At 69.8% G+C, this 17,953-nt stretch carries 9 protein-coding genes and 1 pseudogene; 4 read left to right on the top strand and 6 right to left on the bottom strand.

What is annotated here, in order from left to right:
• Window positions 1-365: 365 nt before the first annotated feature.
• Window positions 366-1,628, bottom strand: a complete 1,263-nt coding sequence (locus tag ACIQ8J_RS18740) for a hypothetical protein (RefSeq protein ID WP_403273209.1) — start codon at window positions 1,626-1,628, stop codon at window positions 366-368.
• Window positions 1,629-1,824: 196 nt separating this feature from the next.
• On the opposite strand from ACIQ8J_RS18740, the gene ACIQ8J_RS18745 reads away from it, so the two are divergent.
• The gene (locus ACIQ8J_RS18745; RefSeq protein WP_403273207.1) at window positions 1,825-3,081 is read left to right on the top strand and encodes a hypothetical protein; all 1,257 of its coding nucleotides are present in this window, start codon (window positions 1,825-1,827) and stop codon (window positions 3,079-3,081) included.
• Between the two features lie 221 nt (window positions 3,082-3,302).
• Here ACIQ8J_RS18745 and ACIQ8J_RS18750 read toward each other — a convergent pair whose 3' ends face one another.
• Window positions 3,303-4,046, bottom strand: coding sequence for an SDR family oxidoreductase (locus tag ACIQ8J_RS18750; protein ID WP_403273206.1), 744 nt, complete (start codon window positions 4,044-4,046; stop codon window positions 3,303-3,305).
• Between the two features lie 160 nt (window positions 4,047-4,206).
• Between ACIQ8J_RS18750 and ACIQ8J_RS18755 the strand changes: the two genes are divergently transcribed.
• Window positions 4,207-5,154, top strand: coding sequence for a helix-turn-helix transcriptional regulator (locus tag ACIQ8J_RS18755; RefSeq protein WP_403273205.1), 948 nt, complete (start codon window positions 4,207-4,209; stop codon window positions 5,152-5,154).
• Between the two features lie 190 nt (window positions 5,155-5,344).
• On the top strand, window positions 5,345-5,524 hold the full coding sequence (locus tag ACIQ8J_RS18760; protein ID WP_403273204.1) for a hypothetical protein: 180 nt from the start codon (window positions 5,345-5,347) through the stop codon (window positions 5,522-5,524).
• Window positions 5,525-5,643: 119 nt separating this feature from the next.
• Here ACIQ8J_RS18760 and ACIQ8J_RS18765 read toward each other — a convergent pair.
• Window positions 5,644-6,081 (bottom strand): annotated as a pseudogene (locus ACIQ8J_RS18765) (IS5/IS1182 family transposase); the annotation flags it as partial.
• A gap of 474 nt (window positions 6,082-6,555) precedes the next feature.
• Between ACIQ8J_RS18765 and ACIQ8J_RS18770 the strand changes: the two are divergent.
• Window positions 6,556-8,409 carry an alpha/beta fold hydrolase gene (locus tag ACIQ8J_RS18770; protein WP_403607867.1) on the top strand — a complete coding sequence of 618 codons (1,854 nt, stop codon included), beginning with the start codon at window positions 6,556-6,558 and terminating at the stop codon, window positions 8,407-8,409.
• A 93-nt stretch (window positions 8,410-8,502) separates the two neighbouring features.
• On the opposite strand, the gene ACIQ8J_RS18775 is transcribed toward ACIQ8J_RS18770, so the two are convergent.
• The 3 genes from ACIQ8J_RS18775 to ACIQ8J_RS18785 all read right to left on the bottom strand — a co-directional run bounded on the left by ACIQ8J_RS18775 (window position 8,503) and on the right by ACIQ8J_RS18785 (window position 17,635).
• Window positions 8,503-8,853, bottom strand: coding sequence for a hypothetical protein (locus tag ACIQ8J_RS18775; protein ID WP_403273202.1), 351 nt, complete (start codon window positions 8,851-8,853; stop codon window positions 8,503-8,505).
• A gap of 59 nt (window positions 8,854-8,912) precedes the next feature.
• Window positions 8,913-9,845, bottom strand: a complete 933-nt coding sequence (locus ACIQ8J_RS18780) for a helix-turn-helix domain-containing protein (RefSeq protein WP_403273201.1) — start codon at window positions 9,843-9,845, stop codon at window positions 8,913-8,915.
• 155 nt (window positions 9,846-10,000) lie between these two features.
• Window positions 10,001-17,635, bottom strand: a complete 7,635-nt coding sequence (locus tag ACIQ8J_RS18785) for a LamG-like jellyroll fold domain-containing protein (protein WP_403273199.1) — start codon at window positions 17,633-17,635, stop codon at window positions 10,001-10,003.
• Between the last annotated feature and the right edge of the window lie 318 nt (window positions 17,636-17,953).

Consider the following 17,953-nt stretch of genomic DNA (forward strand, 5'->3'; position numbering starts at 1 on the left):
CCCGGACGGAGTGTTGGCCTTGCTTGTCGACGACCAGCGGCAGACGGAAGGTCAGGCTGTCACCGGCGAACGTGTCCAGCGCGTCCAGCAATTACTAGGGGCTGTCTGATGGTCGGTGACGAACCGAGACGAGAACTCGTTGGCCACCGTCAACAGGCCTCGCATACGCATGCGCTGACGTCGTTTCTGTCGTCGGGTTGAAGCGCGCACCACCCTGGCAGGGGTTCGCCGCATGCCCCAGGGGACGTTCGGCCGCGGGCACCGGTCCCCCAAGGCTGGGCTCGGAGTGGAGACGCGGAAGGCCCCGCACGGAACCGGGAGGCCGGGGGTTCACGTGCGGGGCCGCGCTCACGGGGTGGGGGCTGTCAGACTGCGGTCAGGGTGTACGTACCCGTGCCGTCCTGCCTGCCGCTGGAGTACTGGCGGATGAGTTCCCCGTCCGCGTACCGGTCGTGGCCCATCATGGAGCCGGTGTACTTGTTCTGAAGACCGATCTTCGTGCTGCCGGGTACGTCGCGGTAGATGTAGAACCGCTGGAGGTCGTCCTCCCCGCAGTTGGCCGTTGTCAGGTAGGCCTGTTCCTGGTTGGCGATGTCCGCCGGGATGGTGGCGCATCCGCCGTTGCCCCAGTTCCACAGGGACGCCTCAAGGACTCCGTTGTTCTCCGTCACGTTGCACAGGCGCCAGTTGTCCAGGTGGGCGCTGAAGAATGTGGATTCGCGCAGGCGGATGCCGTCGTTGGCCAGGAGCGGTGCGCTCCAGTTCAGGGGCTTGCCGGGAACGTCGATCTTGTAGGCGCCGGGTTGGCAGTTCAGGGCGGCGCGCGGGGCGGGCTTGGCGGCCTGGGTGGCCTTCATGCTTTGCGCGGCCTTGGCGGCTGTTGCGGCGTTGTCGGCGTCGTGCTTGGCCTGGTCGGCCTTGGCCGAGGGGACGGGGCCTGCCGGGTGCTTCGCGGTGGCGGCGGGGGAGCCGCAGTCCAACAGGCCCTGGGCCTTGGCCATGATGCTGTTGGCGGGGACCTTGTCCTCGCAGCGCACCGCGCCTTCTTCGAGGGTGGTGTAGGTGGTGTAGCTGCCGGTGTCGGGGCCCTCGGTCCACTTCAGGCCGCCCGCATCCGAGCGGTTGCAGTTGAGGCTGCCGTAGGTGCCGGTGACCTTCTTCGTTCCCTCGTACAGGCCGTAGTAGCCGGGCTGGCGGAAGTTCCACGAGATCGACTGGGAGGTGCTGGATGTGTGGGTGTAGTTGACCTGGACGTTCAGGCCAAGGCTCGCGCCGACGGAGCCGAGGGCCTCGACGGCGAAACTGCCCTGAACGGTGCCGTTGAGACCGACGGAGACGGAGATGGTCTCCGTGGTGTTCGTGCTGACGCTCTGGTTGCCGGTCGAGCCTTCGGTGACGTACCAGCCCTTGAAGTGCGTGATGGTGGGGGCGACTTCGGCGCTCTTGATGATCGGGTGGCGGGTACCGAGATCGGCTGCGGTACAGGTCTGGCCGGGCTGGACCGTCTGCCCGGAGGCGGGCGCGGCCGGGGCGGCGGCGGCCGGGGTGGCGGCCAGGCCCACGGCCGCCGTCGCGGTGGCTATGAGCGCTCCGAGCCCTCTGCCCAGGCGGGTTCTTGTGCGGCGCATCGTTGTTTCCCCCTGTGTGTGGTCTGTGAGGTGAGTGTGAGTGAAACTAGCGCCGCCGGGGGCGGCAGGTCTAGACCGCAACTGGCCAAACGTGATCAAAAACTGTCCCGTTCCTTACCTTGGCATGAACGGGAGTTGACCGGTTCCATACCTTCGGTATGCCCGCAAAGGGGCCACCGAAGGAAGGGACCACCTTTTGAAACACGTCAGACGCGGCCTGGCGGCGATAGCCTCGCTCGCCCTCGTCGCAGCCCTGTGTGCCCTGGGCACCTCACCGGCCACAGCCTCCCCCGCGAGCCGGGTGACCCCCCAGGGCCACTGCACGGCCGCGGCCGACGGATCCGCCGCGCGCAGCCAAGGCGCGGCGTGGACCTGTGTCGAGGCGGACCCCGTCGCCGACCTCGCCCCCGCCCCCTCCTTCGCCCCCTCCGATCCGGGGGAGGCGCTCAAGCTCTGCCTCGACCACTCCAGTAACCGTGTCATCTCCAACCGGCACGCGTACTGCACGAGGATGCCCCTCAAATACATTCTCCTCGACGACAAGAACGTGAAGATCGGCGAAGCCCACATCGTGGTCGATGCCGTGGGCACGCTCGACTCCTACGCGGGGCAGTGGACCGAGGACATCATCGCTGTCCCCGGCGACATGGACGACAAGGTGTCCGCCGTGGATGTGGCCGTGAATGCCACGTGCAGCGGCATGTGCAGCACGGCGGGGCCGGCCTGGGGCGGCGCGCACGCGGTCGTGGAAAAGGGGGGTGACATTGTGCAGGGCACCATCACGTACAGGTCCAGTGTCGCCGCCAAGACGGACATCTCCCACATCGATGTCACCTATTATTTGGACGGCGCCGCCCTCGGTGCCACCGGCGTTCCCGGGTATGACAGCGCGATCTTCGACGGCCCCACCGTGCGCTGTGACGCGACGATCGGCGACACCAGCCCCATCCCCGGCTGCATCGTCATGGGGCACACGCCCAATGTGACCTTCTCGAAGTCGAAATACCGGGGGGCGGCCGTCGCCTACGAGTGGGCGCAGAAGAACCTCACGGGCAGATTCGGCGACGCCGACCATCTGCTGTCGCGGTTTATCGACCCTCTTGACCCAGACGCCGAAAAGAGGCGTGCCAAGACCTGTGACCGTGGGCCGTACAAATTCCCCCGGGGCGCCACCGGTGTCCCCAACGACTCCTGTGACGAGTACCCCTTCGCCAGGTCCTGGCAGGGCGGGAATGACGGTGAGCAGTGTATTGACATCACCCCGCGCCAGATCGGCGGTGTATGGGACGTCGCGGGTGTCACCGTCGACCGGGGCACCCCGCCCAACGCGCCCTGCATCCGGGCCCATGTCGACAATAAAGACAACACCGCTGCGGGTGGCGAGCTGGGGCGGGCGGTGCAGGCCGACCGCATCCTCGACAGTGAGTGGTACCAGGTGATCATCACCCCGTAGGCGGCGGGTCCGCCTCTCCGGGCACCCGGGGAGGCAGACCAGGGGCCGGTTAGGTTCCGTCTGACGAGCGCACGCAGCTCGTCCCTGTCCTCCAAGTCCCTCACTCGGCGCGCCAGGCGGTCGAAGTCGGCTGGGGTCGGGGGCACAACGGCTCCTGTTCGAAGAGGCATCGGTGCCGGTTCCGGCGGATGCTGCGAGCGGGGCGGTGTCATGGGGGCCAACTACTGCGCGCTGGCGGCGGGGCGTACGACGATCTCGTTCACGTCGACCTCGGGCGGCTGGGCGATGGCGTACGCGACGGCGTCGGCGATCGACTCCGCGGGGAGGGAGGCAGCACGGTAGGCCATCATGATCCGGCGGGCTTCGGGGTCCGTGAGGTGGTCGACGAGTTCGGACTCGGTCACGCCCGGGGAGACGACGGTGATCCGGATGCTCCCGTCCAACTCCTGCCGCAGTCCCTCGGAGATCGCGCGCACCGCGAACTTCGTGGCGCAGTAGACGACTGCGGTGGGCGTGACCTCGTACGCGCCGACGGAGGCGATGTTCACGAACTGGCCGCCCCCTTGTTCCCGCATCACGGGCAGGGCCGCGGCGATACCGTGCAGCACACCACGGAGGTTCACGTCGATCATGCGGTCCCACTCATCGGCTCTCACGGCTTCCAACCGGGACAGGGCGATCACACCCGCGTTGTTCACCAGGACGTCGATGCGGCCGAACTCGGAGCGAGCGGCCGCGGCGAACGCACGCATGTCCGCCGCGTCGGTCACGTCAACGCGCCGGAAAGCGGCGCTTCCGCCCGACCCGGCTATCTCCTTGGTCAGTTCCTCCAGACGGTCGGCGCGGCGAGCACCGAGATAGACCTGGTGTCCTTCGGCGGACAGCAGGCGTGCCGTCGCCGCACCGATACCGCTGCTCGCACCCGTGATGAGTACGACCTTGCTCCTGCTGGCGGGCTGCGTCATGTTGCCTCTCCTCGCATCTCTTGATCTGCACCTCAACTCCCCCGTGTTCAAGGGCGGTTGACAGAAACGATGGACGGCGTCGCGCACTGCGGCCAGGACAGCTTCTGCCTGGGTACGGCACACCCAGGCAACCCGCAAACACCCGACATAGCCTGGATGGATGACAAACACCGGCCTCGGAGACTTCTTGCGGGCGCGCCGCGCGCGTCTGCGGCCTGACGACGTGGGGCTCGCCTCCTACGGGCAGCGCCGGGTGGCGGGTCTGCGCCGCGAGGAGGTCGCGGTGCTGGCGGGGATGAACGCCGACTACTACGCGCGCCTGGAGCAAGGACGCGAGCGCAACCCCTCACCCCAACTCCTCGACGCGATCTGCCGGGCGCTCCAGTTGGACGACGAGGGGCGCAACCACCTGTACCGGCTCGCGGGAGCCGCGCCCGACGGCCCTGGGGAACAGCCGCAGGAGACGGTCACTCCCATGCTGCGGCAACTCCTGGACGGCTATGCGCACACCCCGGCATTCGTCGTCAACCCGGCCCTGGACCTGCTGGCGTCCAATGCCCTGGCCGATGCGCTGTTCTCCCCGTTCCAGCACGCGGACAACCTCGCCCGCATGGCGTTCCTCGACCCGGTCGCATCCGCCTTCTTCCCCCACTGGGACCGGGCGGCCGAGGCGACGGTGGCCAGCCTGCGCCAGGCCACCGGCCTCACCCCGCGCTACCCCCGGCTCCACGAACTGGTGCGGATGCTCAGCGAGTCGAGCGAGGAGTTCCTGGCGCTCTGGCGCTCACACTCAGTCCACTGCAAGAGCTACAGCGACAAACAGCTCCACCACCCTGACGTGGGCCCACTGTCGCTGACCTACCAAACCTTCGACGTACGTGGCGCAATGGGGCAGCAGTTGGTCATCTACCACGCGGAACCGGGGAGCCCCAGCGCCCAGGCCCTCGCCCTGCTCAGCCCCCTCGCCGCCACACTCCGACCGGCACCATCGGGAATCCACCAACGCAGCACGTCTGCCCCCGGCGGTGGCTCATCAGGGCGCGTGGATTCCGGGGCCGTCCTCGGGGAGCAGCGCGAGCCGAACGTCAATGGCCGGCACCGCAGCTAGCGGCGCCGACAGGGGCGGGCCGGTGGTTGAACGCCGGGCGCCTCCGGGGCGATCGGTGGAACAACAAGGTGGACGCAGGAGCTGATCGTTTTATCGCGCCCAATTGGGTGGTGGGGTGCGTGTGCACGTTGCTGCGTGACCCGACGTGACGTTGCACAGCTCCCAACCAGCCATGAGAGAAAGGGTAATCATGGAACGCCGCATTCTCCGCGCCGCAGCCATCGCCATCGGGGCCGCCGCGCTCATCGGACTCACGGGCCCGTCAGCCAACGCCACTGGTCTTGGCGGCACCGACGGCACGATTAATGCCGTGCGTGCCTTCACCGACGGCACGATTACTACCGTGAGTAACCTCGCCGGCCTGCGTTGAGGGCCGACCGACACCCGTTCCCCCGTTGACCGGATCACCAGCCTTCTCGCCTGACCCGACCGGGGCATCATCGGCCGGTAACAGGCAGGTCTGGGGCTACAGCCCATCCGGCAAGGTCATCACCGCAGCCACAGCCGGACGGAAGCGAGGGTGACCGTGCCATGAAAGACGTAGGTTTTTCCGTCGCACCTCGTCGACACGGCCCGGAATGCCTTGAGCGCGTTGATTTTTTGTCCGCTCGACCTCGTTGCTGCGCGCATACCGTGAAGGGGACGAATTTGGTGGGCCCGCCGCCGTGACTGCCACGGCGCCGGCGGTTGGCCCGCTGGCCCCTCCGTTCCGGAATGGTGTGCTTGATCTGTCTGCACCGCATGTATCGGCGGTTACGGCGTGAGCTGTACGCTTTGCCGCCGCAGACATGCTCCGGGCGAGTCCTTGGGTGCCCCCCCGGCAGGGCGCGGGACACGGATACGGTCCAGGACCGGGGCCAGTTGCGGGGCATCCCTCATTGCCCGGGTGATCACGAAGGCCAACGGTCGGCATCTCCCGACACTCGCCTTGTCTTCCAGCAATCGATCAGTTCGTCGCTCGGACGGGTGGTCGGTAGACCGCCCGCCTTTTGAAGGCGGCTCTCACCTGGGGTTGGGCTGGAGATGTTTCGTGCTCCGAACCGCTACGGCCGCCGACGGCAAACGTCCGGGATGCCCTTGTATGGATCATTGCCGGTCTGCTTGCCTTGGGTCTGGGCTGCAGCGGGGTCGGCACGGGAGGTGTCGGACCTGCCTGACCACCACGGTCGCGGGCCTCAGGGGCCTGACCGTGTTCAATACTGCGGGGTTTGGAGCAGAGACGTGAACCACCGCAGGGTCTGGACGCCGGTCCGAGAAGCGCGTCGCGGCGTCATCGTCCTCATCGTGGCCATGCTGTTGGCGATTCCTGGAGCAGCCCGGTCCGGCGGTCCCGCAACACTGACGGTCGGTACGGTGCGGCTGACGCCGTGCGAGGGATCCGGCTGGTGCGGAAGCGTCCCTGTGCCACTTGACCGCACCAGCCCCAAGAGCCCGACGATCGATGTCGGGTTCGCATGGTTTCCGGCCCGCGACGGCCGGGCGCAGGGCACAATCGTCGCCATCGAAGGCGGCCCCGGCTACCCCACGACGGGCGATACCTCCCGAACCCAGTACCAGGCCATGCTCGGGCCCTTGCAGGCACACCGCAACCTGCTGCTCTACGATCTGCGCGGCACCGGCCGGTCCCAGGCACTGAACTGCCCAGGGCTGAGCGCCTACTCCGGTCAGGCCTCCGGGCCCGCATTCGCGCAGGCGGTCGGCGCCTGCGGCACCATGCTGAACGACACTTGGCAATACTCCGACGGCACACCCGTACAGGCCGCAGACCTGTTCGGCACCGCCAATGCGGCCCGTGATCTCGATACAGTGCTGCACAGGCTCGGCCAGGGGAAGGTCGACCTCTACGGCGACTCCTACGGAAGCTGGTTCGCCCAGGCCTTCGCCTCCCGCTACCCCGCCGCACTGCGCTCGGTCGTCCTGGACGCCACCTACGAGGTGCTGGGTCTGGATCCGTGGTACACCTCCACCGTCACCAGCGCACGAACCGCATTCGACCGAACTTGCGAGCGCTCGCCGGCCTGTCCCCGCACCCATACCTGGGCAGTGGTCCAGAAGCTCGCAGACAGGCTGCGCACCGCACCCGTCACCGGCACCACCCCCGGCCCCAACGGCAGGGCAGTAAGCGAAACGGTCACCGTGACGACGCTGGTCGACATCGTCAACAACGCCGCGTCGGATCCCGGAATCTACAAGGCGCTGGGCGCCGCCGCCCAAGCGGCCGTCTCCGGTGACGACCAGCCCTTGCTCCGCCTGGCCGCGCAGTCCGTCGCCCCTGGTGAATCCCTGCCCGAGAGCTACTCGCGCGGCCTGTACTTCGCCGTGGCCTGCACCGACTATCCGCAGTTGTTCTCCATGACCAGCGGGCCGGAGCAACGCCGCCGGCAACTGGCACACGGCATCGACCAGGAGCCACCGGGCGTCTTCGAGCCTTTCCGGGTGCCCGAATGGCTGGCGGTCGACGCCTACACCAACGCCTACGACGCCTGCCTCGACTGGCCTGCCCCGACACACCCGGCCGACCCACCCATCACTGCCACCCCGCCGATGGTGCCTCCCACCGTCCCCGTGCTTCTCCTGAGCGGCGATCTCGACTTGCTCACCCCGCCCCAAGGAGGCCGCACCGTCGCCGCCCAGATCGGCCCCTCGGCACGATTCGTCGAGATCACAGGTGTCACCCACGTCACGGCCATGCCGGACACCAGATGGCCGGGCCTCAATGCCTGCGGCGCGTCCCTCTACCGCCGGTTCATCGACGACCCTAAGGCCCTGCCCCGACTGGACACCTCCTGCAGCCGAACCACACCACCCATCCCCGTTCTCGGCAGCTACCCCCTCACACTGGACGACGCTGCCCCGGCCATCCCCGCACCTGGCGACCAATCCAGCCCAACTACGTTGCGCGCAGCCCAAGTCGGAGTCTCTGTGGTAGGGGACGCCATCACTCGCAGCCGATACGTCACCGGCCAGACCGACACCGGACTGCGCGGCGGCACCTGGACCTGCACCACCGGCACTCCCGCAGTGACCTTCACCTTCAACTCCGTCGGCTGGGTGACGGACGCCACCGTCAGCGGCACCGCCACATGGAACCAAGACACCGGAACCGTAAGCGCCGCGCTGACGGTGAGCCCTACCAACGGACAGCCACTCGCCACCATCCATGCCGCATGGAACACGCTCGCCACGCGCACCCCGGCCACCGTCCACGGCGACGCGGGAGGCAAGACACTCAACGCCACCCTCCCCGTCCCCTGACCCCGGCCACGGCAGGACGCCAACAGCCGTGAACGGCAGCCCTACAGCACGTTCCGCGAACCATCGGCGCCCGGCAGGCGCGGGCGGAGCCGTTCAGGGCTGCAGGAGGATCGAGTTGATCGGTGTCAGGTCCTCGTCGCGGTAGTTCCACGGCTGCATCTTGTCGCCGCAGTTGTTGCCGTCGTAGCCCGTGCAGGTCTGCACGGTCGCCCCGCCGGTCTGGTTGTTGAAGATGCGGTGCACGCCGAACTCGTTGGTCAAGTTGTACGGCCGGTAGTTGTAGTAAAGGTGCTCCGGAACACCGTTGTTCCAGGACGCGTTCGGGTAGATGCACACGTACCCGGACGGGCATCCCTGGTAGTCGTCGGTGACCTGCGCGTGGGCGACACCAGGTGTTATCAGCGCTGCAGCGGTGACCGCGAGCGCTGCGGTGGTTCTCCTCATCCAGTACATGACTGGTCCCTCCGGTTCCCGCGGCCCGGTGCCGCGGAGCACTGCTGACGTTAGGAGGAGCCGTGGGGCCGGGTCTTGAAGGAATGCGCGGTGCCACCGTTCTGTCCGAGAGACGGAAGGGCGGCGGGACGGATCAGTGTGCGGATCTCGCGCGGGCTGAGGCCGGACATGGCCTTGACCTCCCGGCTCAGGTGTGCGTGATCGGCGTACCCGCAGTCGAGCGCGATGTCCGACAGGGGCAGGCCCTGTGGACGGGCGAGCATGCGGACCGCGTGGTGGAAGCGCAGGATGCGGGCGGCCCGCTTGGGCGGCAGACCGATCTGTTCGTGGAACACCTCCTCGATGCGCCGCCGACTCAGCCCGAGGTCGTCGGCGAGGGTGGTGACGGAGACCCGGCCCGCAGTGCGGCGCAGCCGATGCCAGGCGACTGCGGCAGTGCCGGCGGCGGCCGGACGGCGGACGCCCGTCAGCACGGAGAGCAGCACGGAGTCCAGGTGGGCGAAGCGCGCCTCCCACGCCGGTGTGCCCGCCAGCCGTTCACTGAGGTGGTCGCTGCGCGTGTGTCCCAGGGCCTGTGCGAGCGGGATCCTGGTGTTGGTGACTTCATGCATGGCCATGCCGAGCAGCGCGAAGGCTCCCGGCGGGGTCAGAACGATTCCGGCGCCGAAGACCGCCCCGATCGTCTCGGCGTCCACGGGGCGGTCCAGGAGTCCCGTGCTGGGCGAGAGCATGCCGCAGTGCGGAGAGCGCGTGCCGTCCGGGCCCACCGTCCGCCGGTCCGCCGACTCGAAGTCGACCATCACCACCACGGCGCCGGAAGGAAGCACCCGTTGGGTGACCGAGCCGCCGCCTGCCCGCTCATAGCCGAAGTACCCGTCGACAAGACCGGCCAGCCGCGCATGCGCGGGCCGCCGAGCCACGACCGGCCCACTCGCCTCCCAGGCTCGCCACACCACCGCGCCGCCACCTGTCCTCACCAACACCCCCGTGTCTCCTGCCCTGTTCAACGCCGCAGACTCGTACGCCCCCGGGCACTCCTGCCCAGCGTGCACGCAACGGGCTGTGAGGGGCAGGGGATTTCCGGTTCGCGGAAGGGGGGGCACGCCCGTGCCGGGCGTGCCCCCCCTTCACGCTCGGGTCAGCCCTCCACGCCGTAGTACTGCGCGAGGAATCCGATCACTTCGTCCGCGTGCGGGAGCAGTTCCGGCAGGTGGGCGGCCAGTGCGTCGCGTACCGCCGCCGAGAGCTCGGGCAGGCCGGTGGCCGCGCCCTTGACGTACGGATCGAGGCGCCGGACGAGCTCGTAGTTGCTCTCCACGTCCAGCTGCCGCATGGTCCGCTCCAGCGGCGCCGCGTCCGGCGCCGCCACCGGCGGCAGGAGCCGGCTGACGAAGGTGACGCGGTGCATCACGCGCCAGCACGGCGGCTTGCGGTCCGACTGACGGGCCTGGCGCAGCGCGGCCGCGTTCGGATCGTGCGCGCCGTCCAGCCAGGCCGGGTCGACGACCTTGTGGAAGAAGGTGTCGAAGTGCTCGGTGTCCTCGCCGAGGTAGAAGCTGAGGAACCGGTACGCGTCCACCTTGCCCGGTGCGTTGACCGGTCGGCCGTCCGCGTCGTAGACGGGCTTGCGGCCCGCGTCGTACCGCTGGAGGTTGCCGGACGGCGCGCAGGCGACGTTCAGTCCGAAGGAGCGGGTCGCCTCCTTGCCCCGCGCCCGGGTGGCGGACATGCCGCCGCCGATGGAGGCGTCGAGCTGGGCGCTGACGCCGATCCCCATGACGTCGAAGGACGTACCGACGGAGGTGCCCACCGAACCGGTCAGTGAGTACGAGCCAGAGGTCGTCTCGGTGACGACGTCGGTCGTCTCCGTCGTCTCGGCGAAGAATCCGCCGTCCGCCGTCCACACATAGGTGTTGACCAGGTCGCGGCGGGAGAACCCGTCCCCGGTCGCGTTGCCTGCCGTGTCGCGCGCCCGGCCGGGCCCGGTGTCGCCGCCGATCGCGCCGCCCAGGACGCGGCCCGCCCGCTCGGCGGTGGGATCGGGGGCGTGGGTCTCTGTGGAGACGGACTCGTAGTAGCCGCGCCGCCGCTGCTGCTCGCGCTGGATGCGCCGCTTGACGGCGTAGGCCTCGCGCGGCTTGTAGTAGCTGTATTCGCCGTGGTCGCGGGCGTTGGCGAAGTCGGGATCGAGGACCTTGCCCCGCTCGTCGAAGCCGACCGTGCCGTCCAGCGTGCCCTGCTTGGTGTAGCGGGGGTTGAGCGGGAACGGGATGACGTTCCAGTCCTTGGGGATGTCGGGGTTGGGCTGGATGCGGTAGGCGACCAGGGCGGCGCTGTGGGCGAGCCGCAGCGCGAAGACGTCGGCGGTCTGGGACTGGACCACCGCGAATCCGGTGTTGACGGGGATGTAGCGGCGGCCGAGGGCGGGGTTGAGCGGCTTGAGCGGGTCCTCCCAACTGCCCGAGAGGTCGACCTTCATGGCGCGGGTGGTGTTCTCGCCCTGCGAGACGGCCGTTTCCTCGGCCCAGCTGTTGGAGAACTCCAGGCTGCCCCGGACCCCCACCGACACCTTCGCCTTCGCCATGGACTTGGCGATGCCGAAGCCGAGCGGCGCCGTGATCATCCAGACGTCGACGTCGATCTCGTTCGACAGGGCGAAGCCGAACGCCGCGTCGACGCTCCGCTCCTTGGCCGAGGACAGTGAGTGGACGACCTCCTCGGCCTGGGTGAGCTCCACCGACGCGATGCCGTCGTAGGTGGAGCGCTCCGGGTCGACGGTGTTGGGGGTGAGGTTCTCCGAGGGCACGGGCGGCGCGCCCTCCACGTAACCGATCAGCTGCGGGTCGAACTGCACCTGGCTGACCCACTCGCTGACCAGGTCGCCGACCTTGTAGCCGGTCACCAGGTGCCAGCGGCCGTCCCGCAGGTATCCGTACGCCCGCTTCAATACGCCGAACGCCTCGCCCTTCGCGGAGTACTGCATGTCCGCGTACTCCGCGACGGCCGGCGAACCGGTGACCGTCTCATGGAAGGGGGTGCGCATCGCGGCCAGCGCCGAACGCACCTGGGCGGTGTCACTGGAGACGGGCGCGGTGGACAGGACGGCGGCGGGGCGGGCGGTGCCGTCGGGCAGCGCGAGGTGGTTGCCGCGCAGCCCCTCGTCCCGTACGGAGGAAGCCGTCGCGTCGGTGGAGTCGCGGTCGAACGGCCAGTAGGCGACCAGGTCTTCCTTCTCGCCCTTGAGCCGCGTGAAGAGGTTGTCGAGGATCTGCTCCTGGGTGCGGGCGGTGCGCCAGATCCGTACTTCCTCCAGCGTTCCGTGGAACGTCTGGCCGGGCCGACCGTCCTTCAGTCGGGCGCCGAGGGTGAGTTGGGCGTCGCCCTGGTCGGCGAAACCGGCCGAGTCGAGCGGGTCGCAGGCCACGGACACGCCGTTGCGGTAGATCCGCAGGGAGCTGCCTCGCGGGTCGGGGTTGCGCGTCCAACGGGCGCCGCGCAGCCGGGCGGTGTGCGTTCCGGTGGCGTCGGCGGCGGTGTTGCCCGCGTTCTCCTCGAACCTCCAGTGCGCGACCAGCCCGCGGTCGCGCACCGATACGGGCGTGCCGAGCTGCGCGGCGTCGCGCGCGGCGCCCCACAGCCGGACCTCCGCGATGACACCGGTGGCGACGTACGTCTCCAGGCCCTCCCGCGCCCGCCCGATGTCGAGGGTGCCGGTGTTGCCCTTGGGGCCGGGCCCCTCGTAGCGGGCGGTGCCCGCCTCACGCCCGTCGACGTAGAAGCGGATCTCCTGCCACTCCTGCACGTCGACGGACTCGACGAGCTCCACGGTCTGCTTGGCCGGCTTGCCGTCCGCGCCCGTGGCGGTGATCTCCTTGGAGCCCTTGCGCTCCTGCATCGACCTGCCGCCCTTGCGGACGACACCGATCCGGTGGAACGCCCCGGCGCTCAGGGCCTCGGTGGAGGTGAGGCGTACGAGCCTGCCGTCCGGCTCCTCGAAGGCGAACTCCAGCTTGCCGTCGGGCAGGACGAGCAGCCGGTACGGGACGCTGTCGCCGGATCCGTCGGCGGCGCGGCCCTTGGAGAGCAGACCCTGCTTCTCCCCGAGGGCGTCGACGCGGCAGAAGACCTCGATCGTGAGGTCGTCGGGGATGTCGAGGGCGTCGTTGTCGGGGGCCTCCAGATAGGCGCCGTCGGTGAGTTCGACGGCCCACGACTGCTCGTACGCGGCCGCGATATGGGACCACTCGTGCAGGGGGAACGTGGCACGGGTGGCGACGAGGCCGTGGCCGGCTCCGGCGACGACGCGGTACGTGGCCTCCGCGGCCTGGTCGAGGGCGGCGGGCGCGGCCGTGGTGGTGACGCCGCCGCGCAGGTACACGTGCCGGCCCTGACCCGAGCGGTCCAGGACGCCCGGCTTGCCGCCGACCCGGGCGGCCGGGTCGGTGTACGGCCAGTAGCCCATGAGCCCGGACTCCTTGCCGGTCAGCCGGCGGTTCTTCAGCTCCCGGACTTCGGCGGCGGCGCGGGCGGTGCCCCAGAGACGGACCTCGTCCATCTCCACCGCGGCGTAGTCGGGCACCCAACTGGCGAAGTGGCTGCCGAAGCTGAAGAGGCCGTCCCCGTTGTAGGTGCCCGACGCGACGCGCCTGGCCTCCTCGGCGCCGTCCCGGTAGATCACCTGCTCCCGGGTGGCGGCGTTGAACACACAGGCCCAGTGGTGCCAATCGGTGTCCACATAACCGTAGTTGGTGCTGAGGTCGTCGCCGTAGAACGCGAACGTGAAGGACCCGGTGTCACGGAAGCCGATGTGCAGGGCGTTCCGCGTACTGCCCTGCGATGCCCCGTGGCCGACGACGTAGTGCGCGCGGTGCGCCTGCCATCCCACCTTCCGCCGGGCCCAGAACTCCACCGTGAAGCTCTTGTCGGCGAGGCTGAAGCCGCTCTCGGTCATGGCCACGCCGCTCTTGCCGTCGAAGTCCAGCGCGGGCACGACGGGGGCGGCCGGGGCGAGGAGGCCGAGCGTGTACGGGGCCTCCGCCGTGCCGGCGTGCACGATCCTGGCCTCGCCGGACACCCGCTCGGGGTTGATCCACGCCTCCAGGGTGAGGTCCCGGGTGGCGGCCACGCGGTCGAGCCGGTCGGCGGGCAGGGTGAGGTGGTGCTGCTCCCCGTCGAAGGCGTACGCCCGGCCGGGCTTGTCGGCGCGCCAGCGGCAACCGTGCCCGGAGACCAGGTCCGGGGCGTCGCCCAGCGGGACCTCCCCGGCCGTGCCGGGCTCGGCGAACACCAGCCGGGATCCGTTGGACAGCGTCGCCCCGGTGGGTTCGGAGCGGGACCGGCGGTGGTCGTGACGCAGCCGCTGGACCGCGTCGCCCGGCTGCGGCTGCGGGCCGCCCTCGCCGTCCGTCAGCCTGAGCCTGGTGGCGCCGGACGCGTGATCGCCGTCGACGAGGTAGAGGTGACCGCCGACGGTGACGGGGGTGCCGCCGGGCAGCGGGGCCGGGGCGGCCTCGGCGAGCCGGAGGACGCCGCCGACGATGTCTCCGGCCTTGCCGCCGGACAGGAGTCTCGCGGTGGCGTCGAAGTCCTTGACCGCACCCACCGCGGCGGGTTGCTCCGGGGCGCCGTTGACGATGGCGGCGAAGTCGGCGGCCCGGCGCGGCAGCCGTTCCCAGGTCTCGCTCTCCTCGCCCCGCCGGACGGTGAGGTTGCACAGGCCGGGGCCGTCGCCCGCCGTGACCTGGATCCGTACGTCACACAGGTCGGTGCCCGCGTCCCGGGCGGTGAAGGTGAGGGCCTTGCCGTCGCCCGCCGTCAGCCGCCGGGACGAGCGGACCACCGAGGTGTCGTAGTACGAGGCGAAGAACTGGCCGTCGGTGCCCCGGAAGTAGAGCACGACGTTCCCGGTGGCACTGTCCAGCAGATACGGCCGGTCCGCCGAGCGGGCGAAGGCCAGCAGGGCGCCCGAGCAGCTCAGGCCGGTGGGGTCGACGGACAACTGCGGTACGGGCAGCGCGATGTCGTCGGCGCCCTTGAGACCGCCGGTGAGCCGGGCGAGGTCGTCGCGCTTGGCCGCCAGCTCGACCTGATGGTCGGTGATCTCCCGCTGCCGACGCTCCAACAACTCGCGCTGGGGCCGGAGTTCGGCGAGCTGGGCGTCGAGCTTCTCCACCCGCTGACCCGCGTCGCGGATGTCGGAGTGACCGAGGTCGTGGAGGGCGACCCGCTCGAAGGCGATCAGCGCTTCGCCGCTCTCGGTCACCACGGCGGTGTCGTACTGCACCACGCGGTCGCCGAGCCGGTCGGGGGCGCAGACGGCCTTCTCGCTGTACCGGTTGACCAGGGTGGAGTAGCCGTCACCGCGTTCGTAGATGCCGAACAGCGTGTTCCACGCGCCGGACTTCCTCGGGTAGACGATGAGATCGGCGTCGTTGTCCCGGCTCTCACCCGAGACGTTCATGTCCCTGCCGGTGTGCAGATTCTGCAGGTGGTAGAGCATGGAGCCGTTCCAGGAAGACCCGGGCGGCATCACGACGGCCCACAGCGCCGACTTCGCGTCCTTGTCGGCGGTCCGGATCAGCATGGGCCAATCGCCCTGCCCCTGGCCGTCTCCCTTCACCGCGAGGTACTGCGGCTTGCCGTCCCGGGGGTTCTTCAGGCGCAGTCGGCACGCCCAGCCGGTGATGTCCTGCGACCTGTAGTAGAAGCCCTCGCGGAGGCGCTCAAGCTCCGGAATGTCGGCGGTCTTCCGGGTGAGGTCGGCGATCTCGGCCTCCTTGGCCGTGATCTCCCCGACCAACTCCCGGATCCGGCCGTCCAGTTCGCTGATCGCCTCGACGTCCGCACTGCCCTCCGGTGCGGTGAGCACCGGCAGCGCCAGCTCGTCCGGGATCTGGGCGAGGCGTCCGTCGCGGCCCACGCCGAGGTCGAGCGTGGCGAGGTAGGACTCCGCGGTGGCCGCGCCGGTCTTCGGGTCGGGGCCACCGGTCGCGTACGACAGCAGCACACGGGCCTGGCGTTTGGCGGGTTTCGGCTCCTGCCCGTAGCCCGTGCCGGTGTCCTCCTGCTGGTGGTAGAGCACGGCGGAGAGCCCGGAGGCGGTCGTCCGGCCGGTCACCGCGAAGCTGTCGCGGCGCACGCCGGGGTGGTCGCCGACGGGTGCCTCGGAGACCACCCACTTCGGTGCGCCGACGAGGTCGCCGTGCAGCGCGCTGTCGGTCTGGTCGTACAGGCGAGTGCCGGAGCCCTCGTCGAAGCGGTAGTAGGCGACGAGACCGGGGTCGTTGCCGATGAGGCGGATGCCCTTGTCCCGCTCGATCTCGCCCGCGGTGCGGGCGCGGTTCCAGATCCGTACCTCGTCCAGTTCGGCGCGGGCACCCTGGCCGAGGGCGCGGCCCAGCAGCAGGGGGCCGGCGCCGGTGTAGTCGCCGCCGGTGGTGCGGGTGCCGACGGACTCGCCGTCGCGGTAGACGGTCTGGCGGCGGGCCGCGTGGTCGTGGACGCAGGCCCAGTGGTGCCACCCGGTGTCCGCGGTCGTGACGTCGGAGTTGAGGTCGTCGGCGTAGAACGCGAAGGTGAAGCGGTCGTCCTCGCGGAAGCCGATGTGCAGGGACTTGAGGGCGCTGCCGCTCTGGTCACCGTGGCCGACGAGGAACTCCTGACGGCCCGTTCCCGTGCGCCGCGCCCAGAACTCGACGGTGAAGTCGCTGCCCGCGAGTGCCGGTCCCTCGGCGACGCGCACATGCGAGTCTCCCTCGCCGAACGCCAGCGCCGTCTCCGCGTACCCACTGGTGCTGACCACCGGTACGAGCGGCTGTCCGGTGAACGGGCAGGTGCCCGGCCCGCTCTCGTACACCGCGTCGCGGTAGGCCGGGTCCGGGCTCGTCCACGCCTGTGTGCCCTGGAGGTTGAACAGCCCGTCGCGGCCCTGCTCCATGTTGAAGGAGTCGATCCGGCCGGTGGCGTCGTTGTGCGCGAAGATCTGCCAGCGCTGCTGCCCGTGTACGGCGGTGGGCACGAGCAGGGCGGTGAACCGCCCGCCCGACAGGTGCCGCACGAACGCCAACTCCTGCGTCGGTTCGTGGAAGGGGCGCCCTTCCATGTCCGTCGTGCCGAGGCTGTCCTTGGCCGAGTCGGGGCGGGTCCGGTGCCGGCTGCGGCGGTAGCGGGCCTCCAGTACGGGTTTCAGCTCCCCGCCGACCAGCAGGAACCGGTCGCACAACAGCGTGTCCGCGACCAGCGGCACCTTGGCGCCGGAACGGTCCTTGACGTAGTCCGCGCGGTCCGGGTCGCCGGAGGAGCCGCCGCTCGCCAACGTGTGGACGGCGTCCGGGTGGTCCGCGCCCAGCGACTGGCGCAGCACCACGATGTGGGTGCCGTCGGACAGCGCGTGGAAGGGCGCCTCGGCCGTGAGCCGGGCCGTGGTGGACAGGAAGGGGTCCACCTCCTCGTCGTCCAGGCGCTCACCGGGCGCGGCCTCGACCCTGCCGCCGCGTTTGACGACCGGCAGCGCGGTGGCGCCGACGGCTCCGTACCCCACGTCGGACAACTCACCCGGGAAGCGCAACGGCAGCGGATTCTCCGACCAATAGGCCGCGTCCAGCTCGCCCTTGGCCTCGTCGTGCCGCGCGAGGTCGAGCACGGTGTAGACCAGCCGCCGCTGATCGTCCATGGCGAGCGCCACGGTCGTGCCCTGATGGCGCACCGTGGTGGTGTGAACGTAGGCGCGGTCGCTGTAGACCTTTAAGAGGTGCTGCTCGGCGGAGCTGGGCAAGACGTCTCCTCAAGAGAACGACGGGGGCGGGCACGGCGGCCGAACGGCCGCGCTGACCTGCGCCGCTCTCCTGGTGAGCGCGGCCATCACACGATTTACCGGTGCGAAGGCGTCGTCAAGGAGCGGTTTTCGGCACGGCCGGAACGGGTCTGGTCCACGCCGTCGGCCATCACCACCGCCCGTAACCCGGCACCGGATCCCAGGTCTTGACGTCCAGTCGGCAGACATACTGCGGACGGTCCTTGACCACTCTCAGCGCGCTGGGGAACAAGGGCGGCCGCCTCGCCCGGAGAGCACCGGCCCCGCAACACCCCACCC

Origin of the sequence: Streptomyces sp. NPDC094147 (genome assembly GCF_044764265.1) — a bacterium.
Classification (GTDB): domain Bacteria; phylum Actinomycetota; class Actinomycetes; order Streptomycetales; family Streptomycetaceae; genus Streptomyces.

What these genes read in the sequence shown, in the direction of transcription:
- ACIQ8J_RS18740 (WP_403273209.1), bottom strand. Translation starts at nt 1,628, where the DNA reads ATGCGCCGCACAAGAACCCGCCTGGGCAGAGGGCTCGGAGCGCTCATA.
- ACIQ8J_RS18750 (WP_403273206.1), bottom strand. Translation starts at nt 4,046, where the DNA reads ATGACGCAGCCCGCCAGCAGGAGCAAGGTCGTACTCATCACGGGTGCG.
- ACIQ8J_RS18755 (WP_403273205.1), top strand. Translation starts at nt 4,207, where the DNA reads ATGACAAACACCGGCCTCGGAGACTTCTTGCGGGCGCGCCGCGCGCGT.
- ACIQ8J_RS18760 (WP_403273204.1), top strand. Translation starts at nt 5,345, where the DNA reads ATGGAACGCCGCATTCTCCGCGCCGCAGCCATCGCCATCGGGGCCGCC.
- ACIQ8J_RS18775 (WP_403273202.1), bottom strand. Translation starts at nt 8,853, where the DNA reads ATGAGGAGAACCACCGCAGCGCTCGCGGTCACCGCTGCAGCGCTGATA.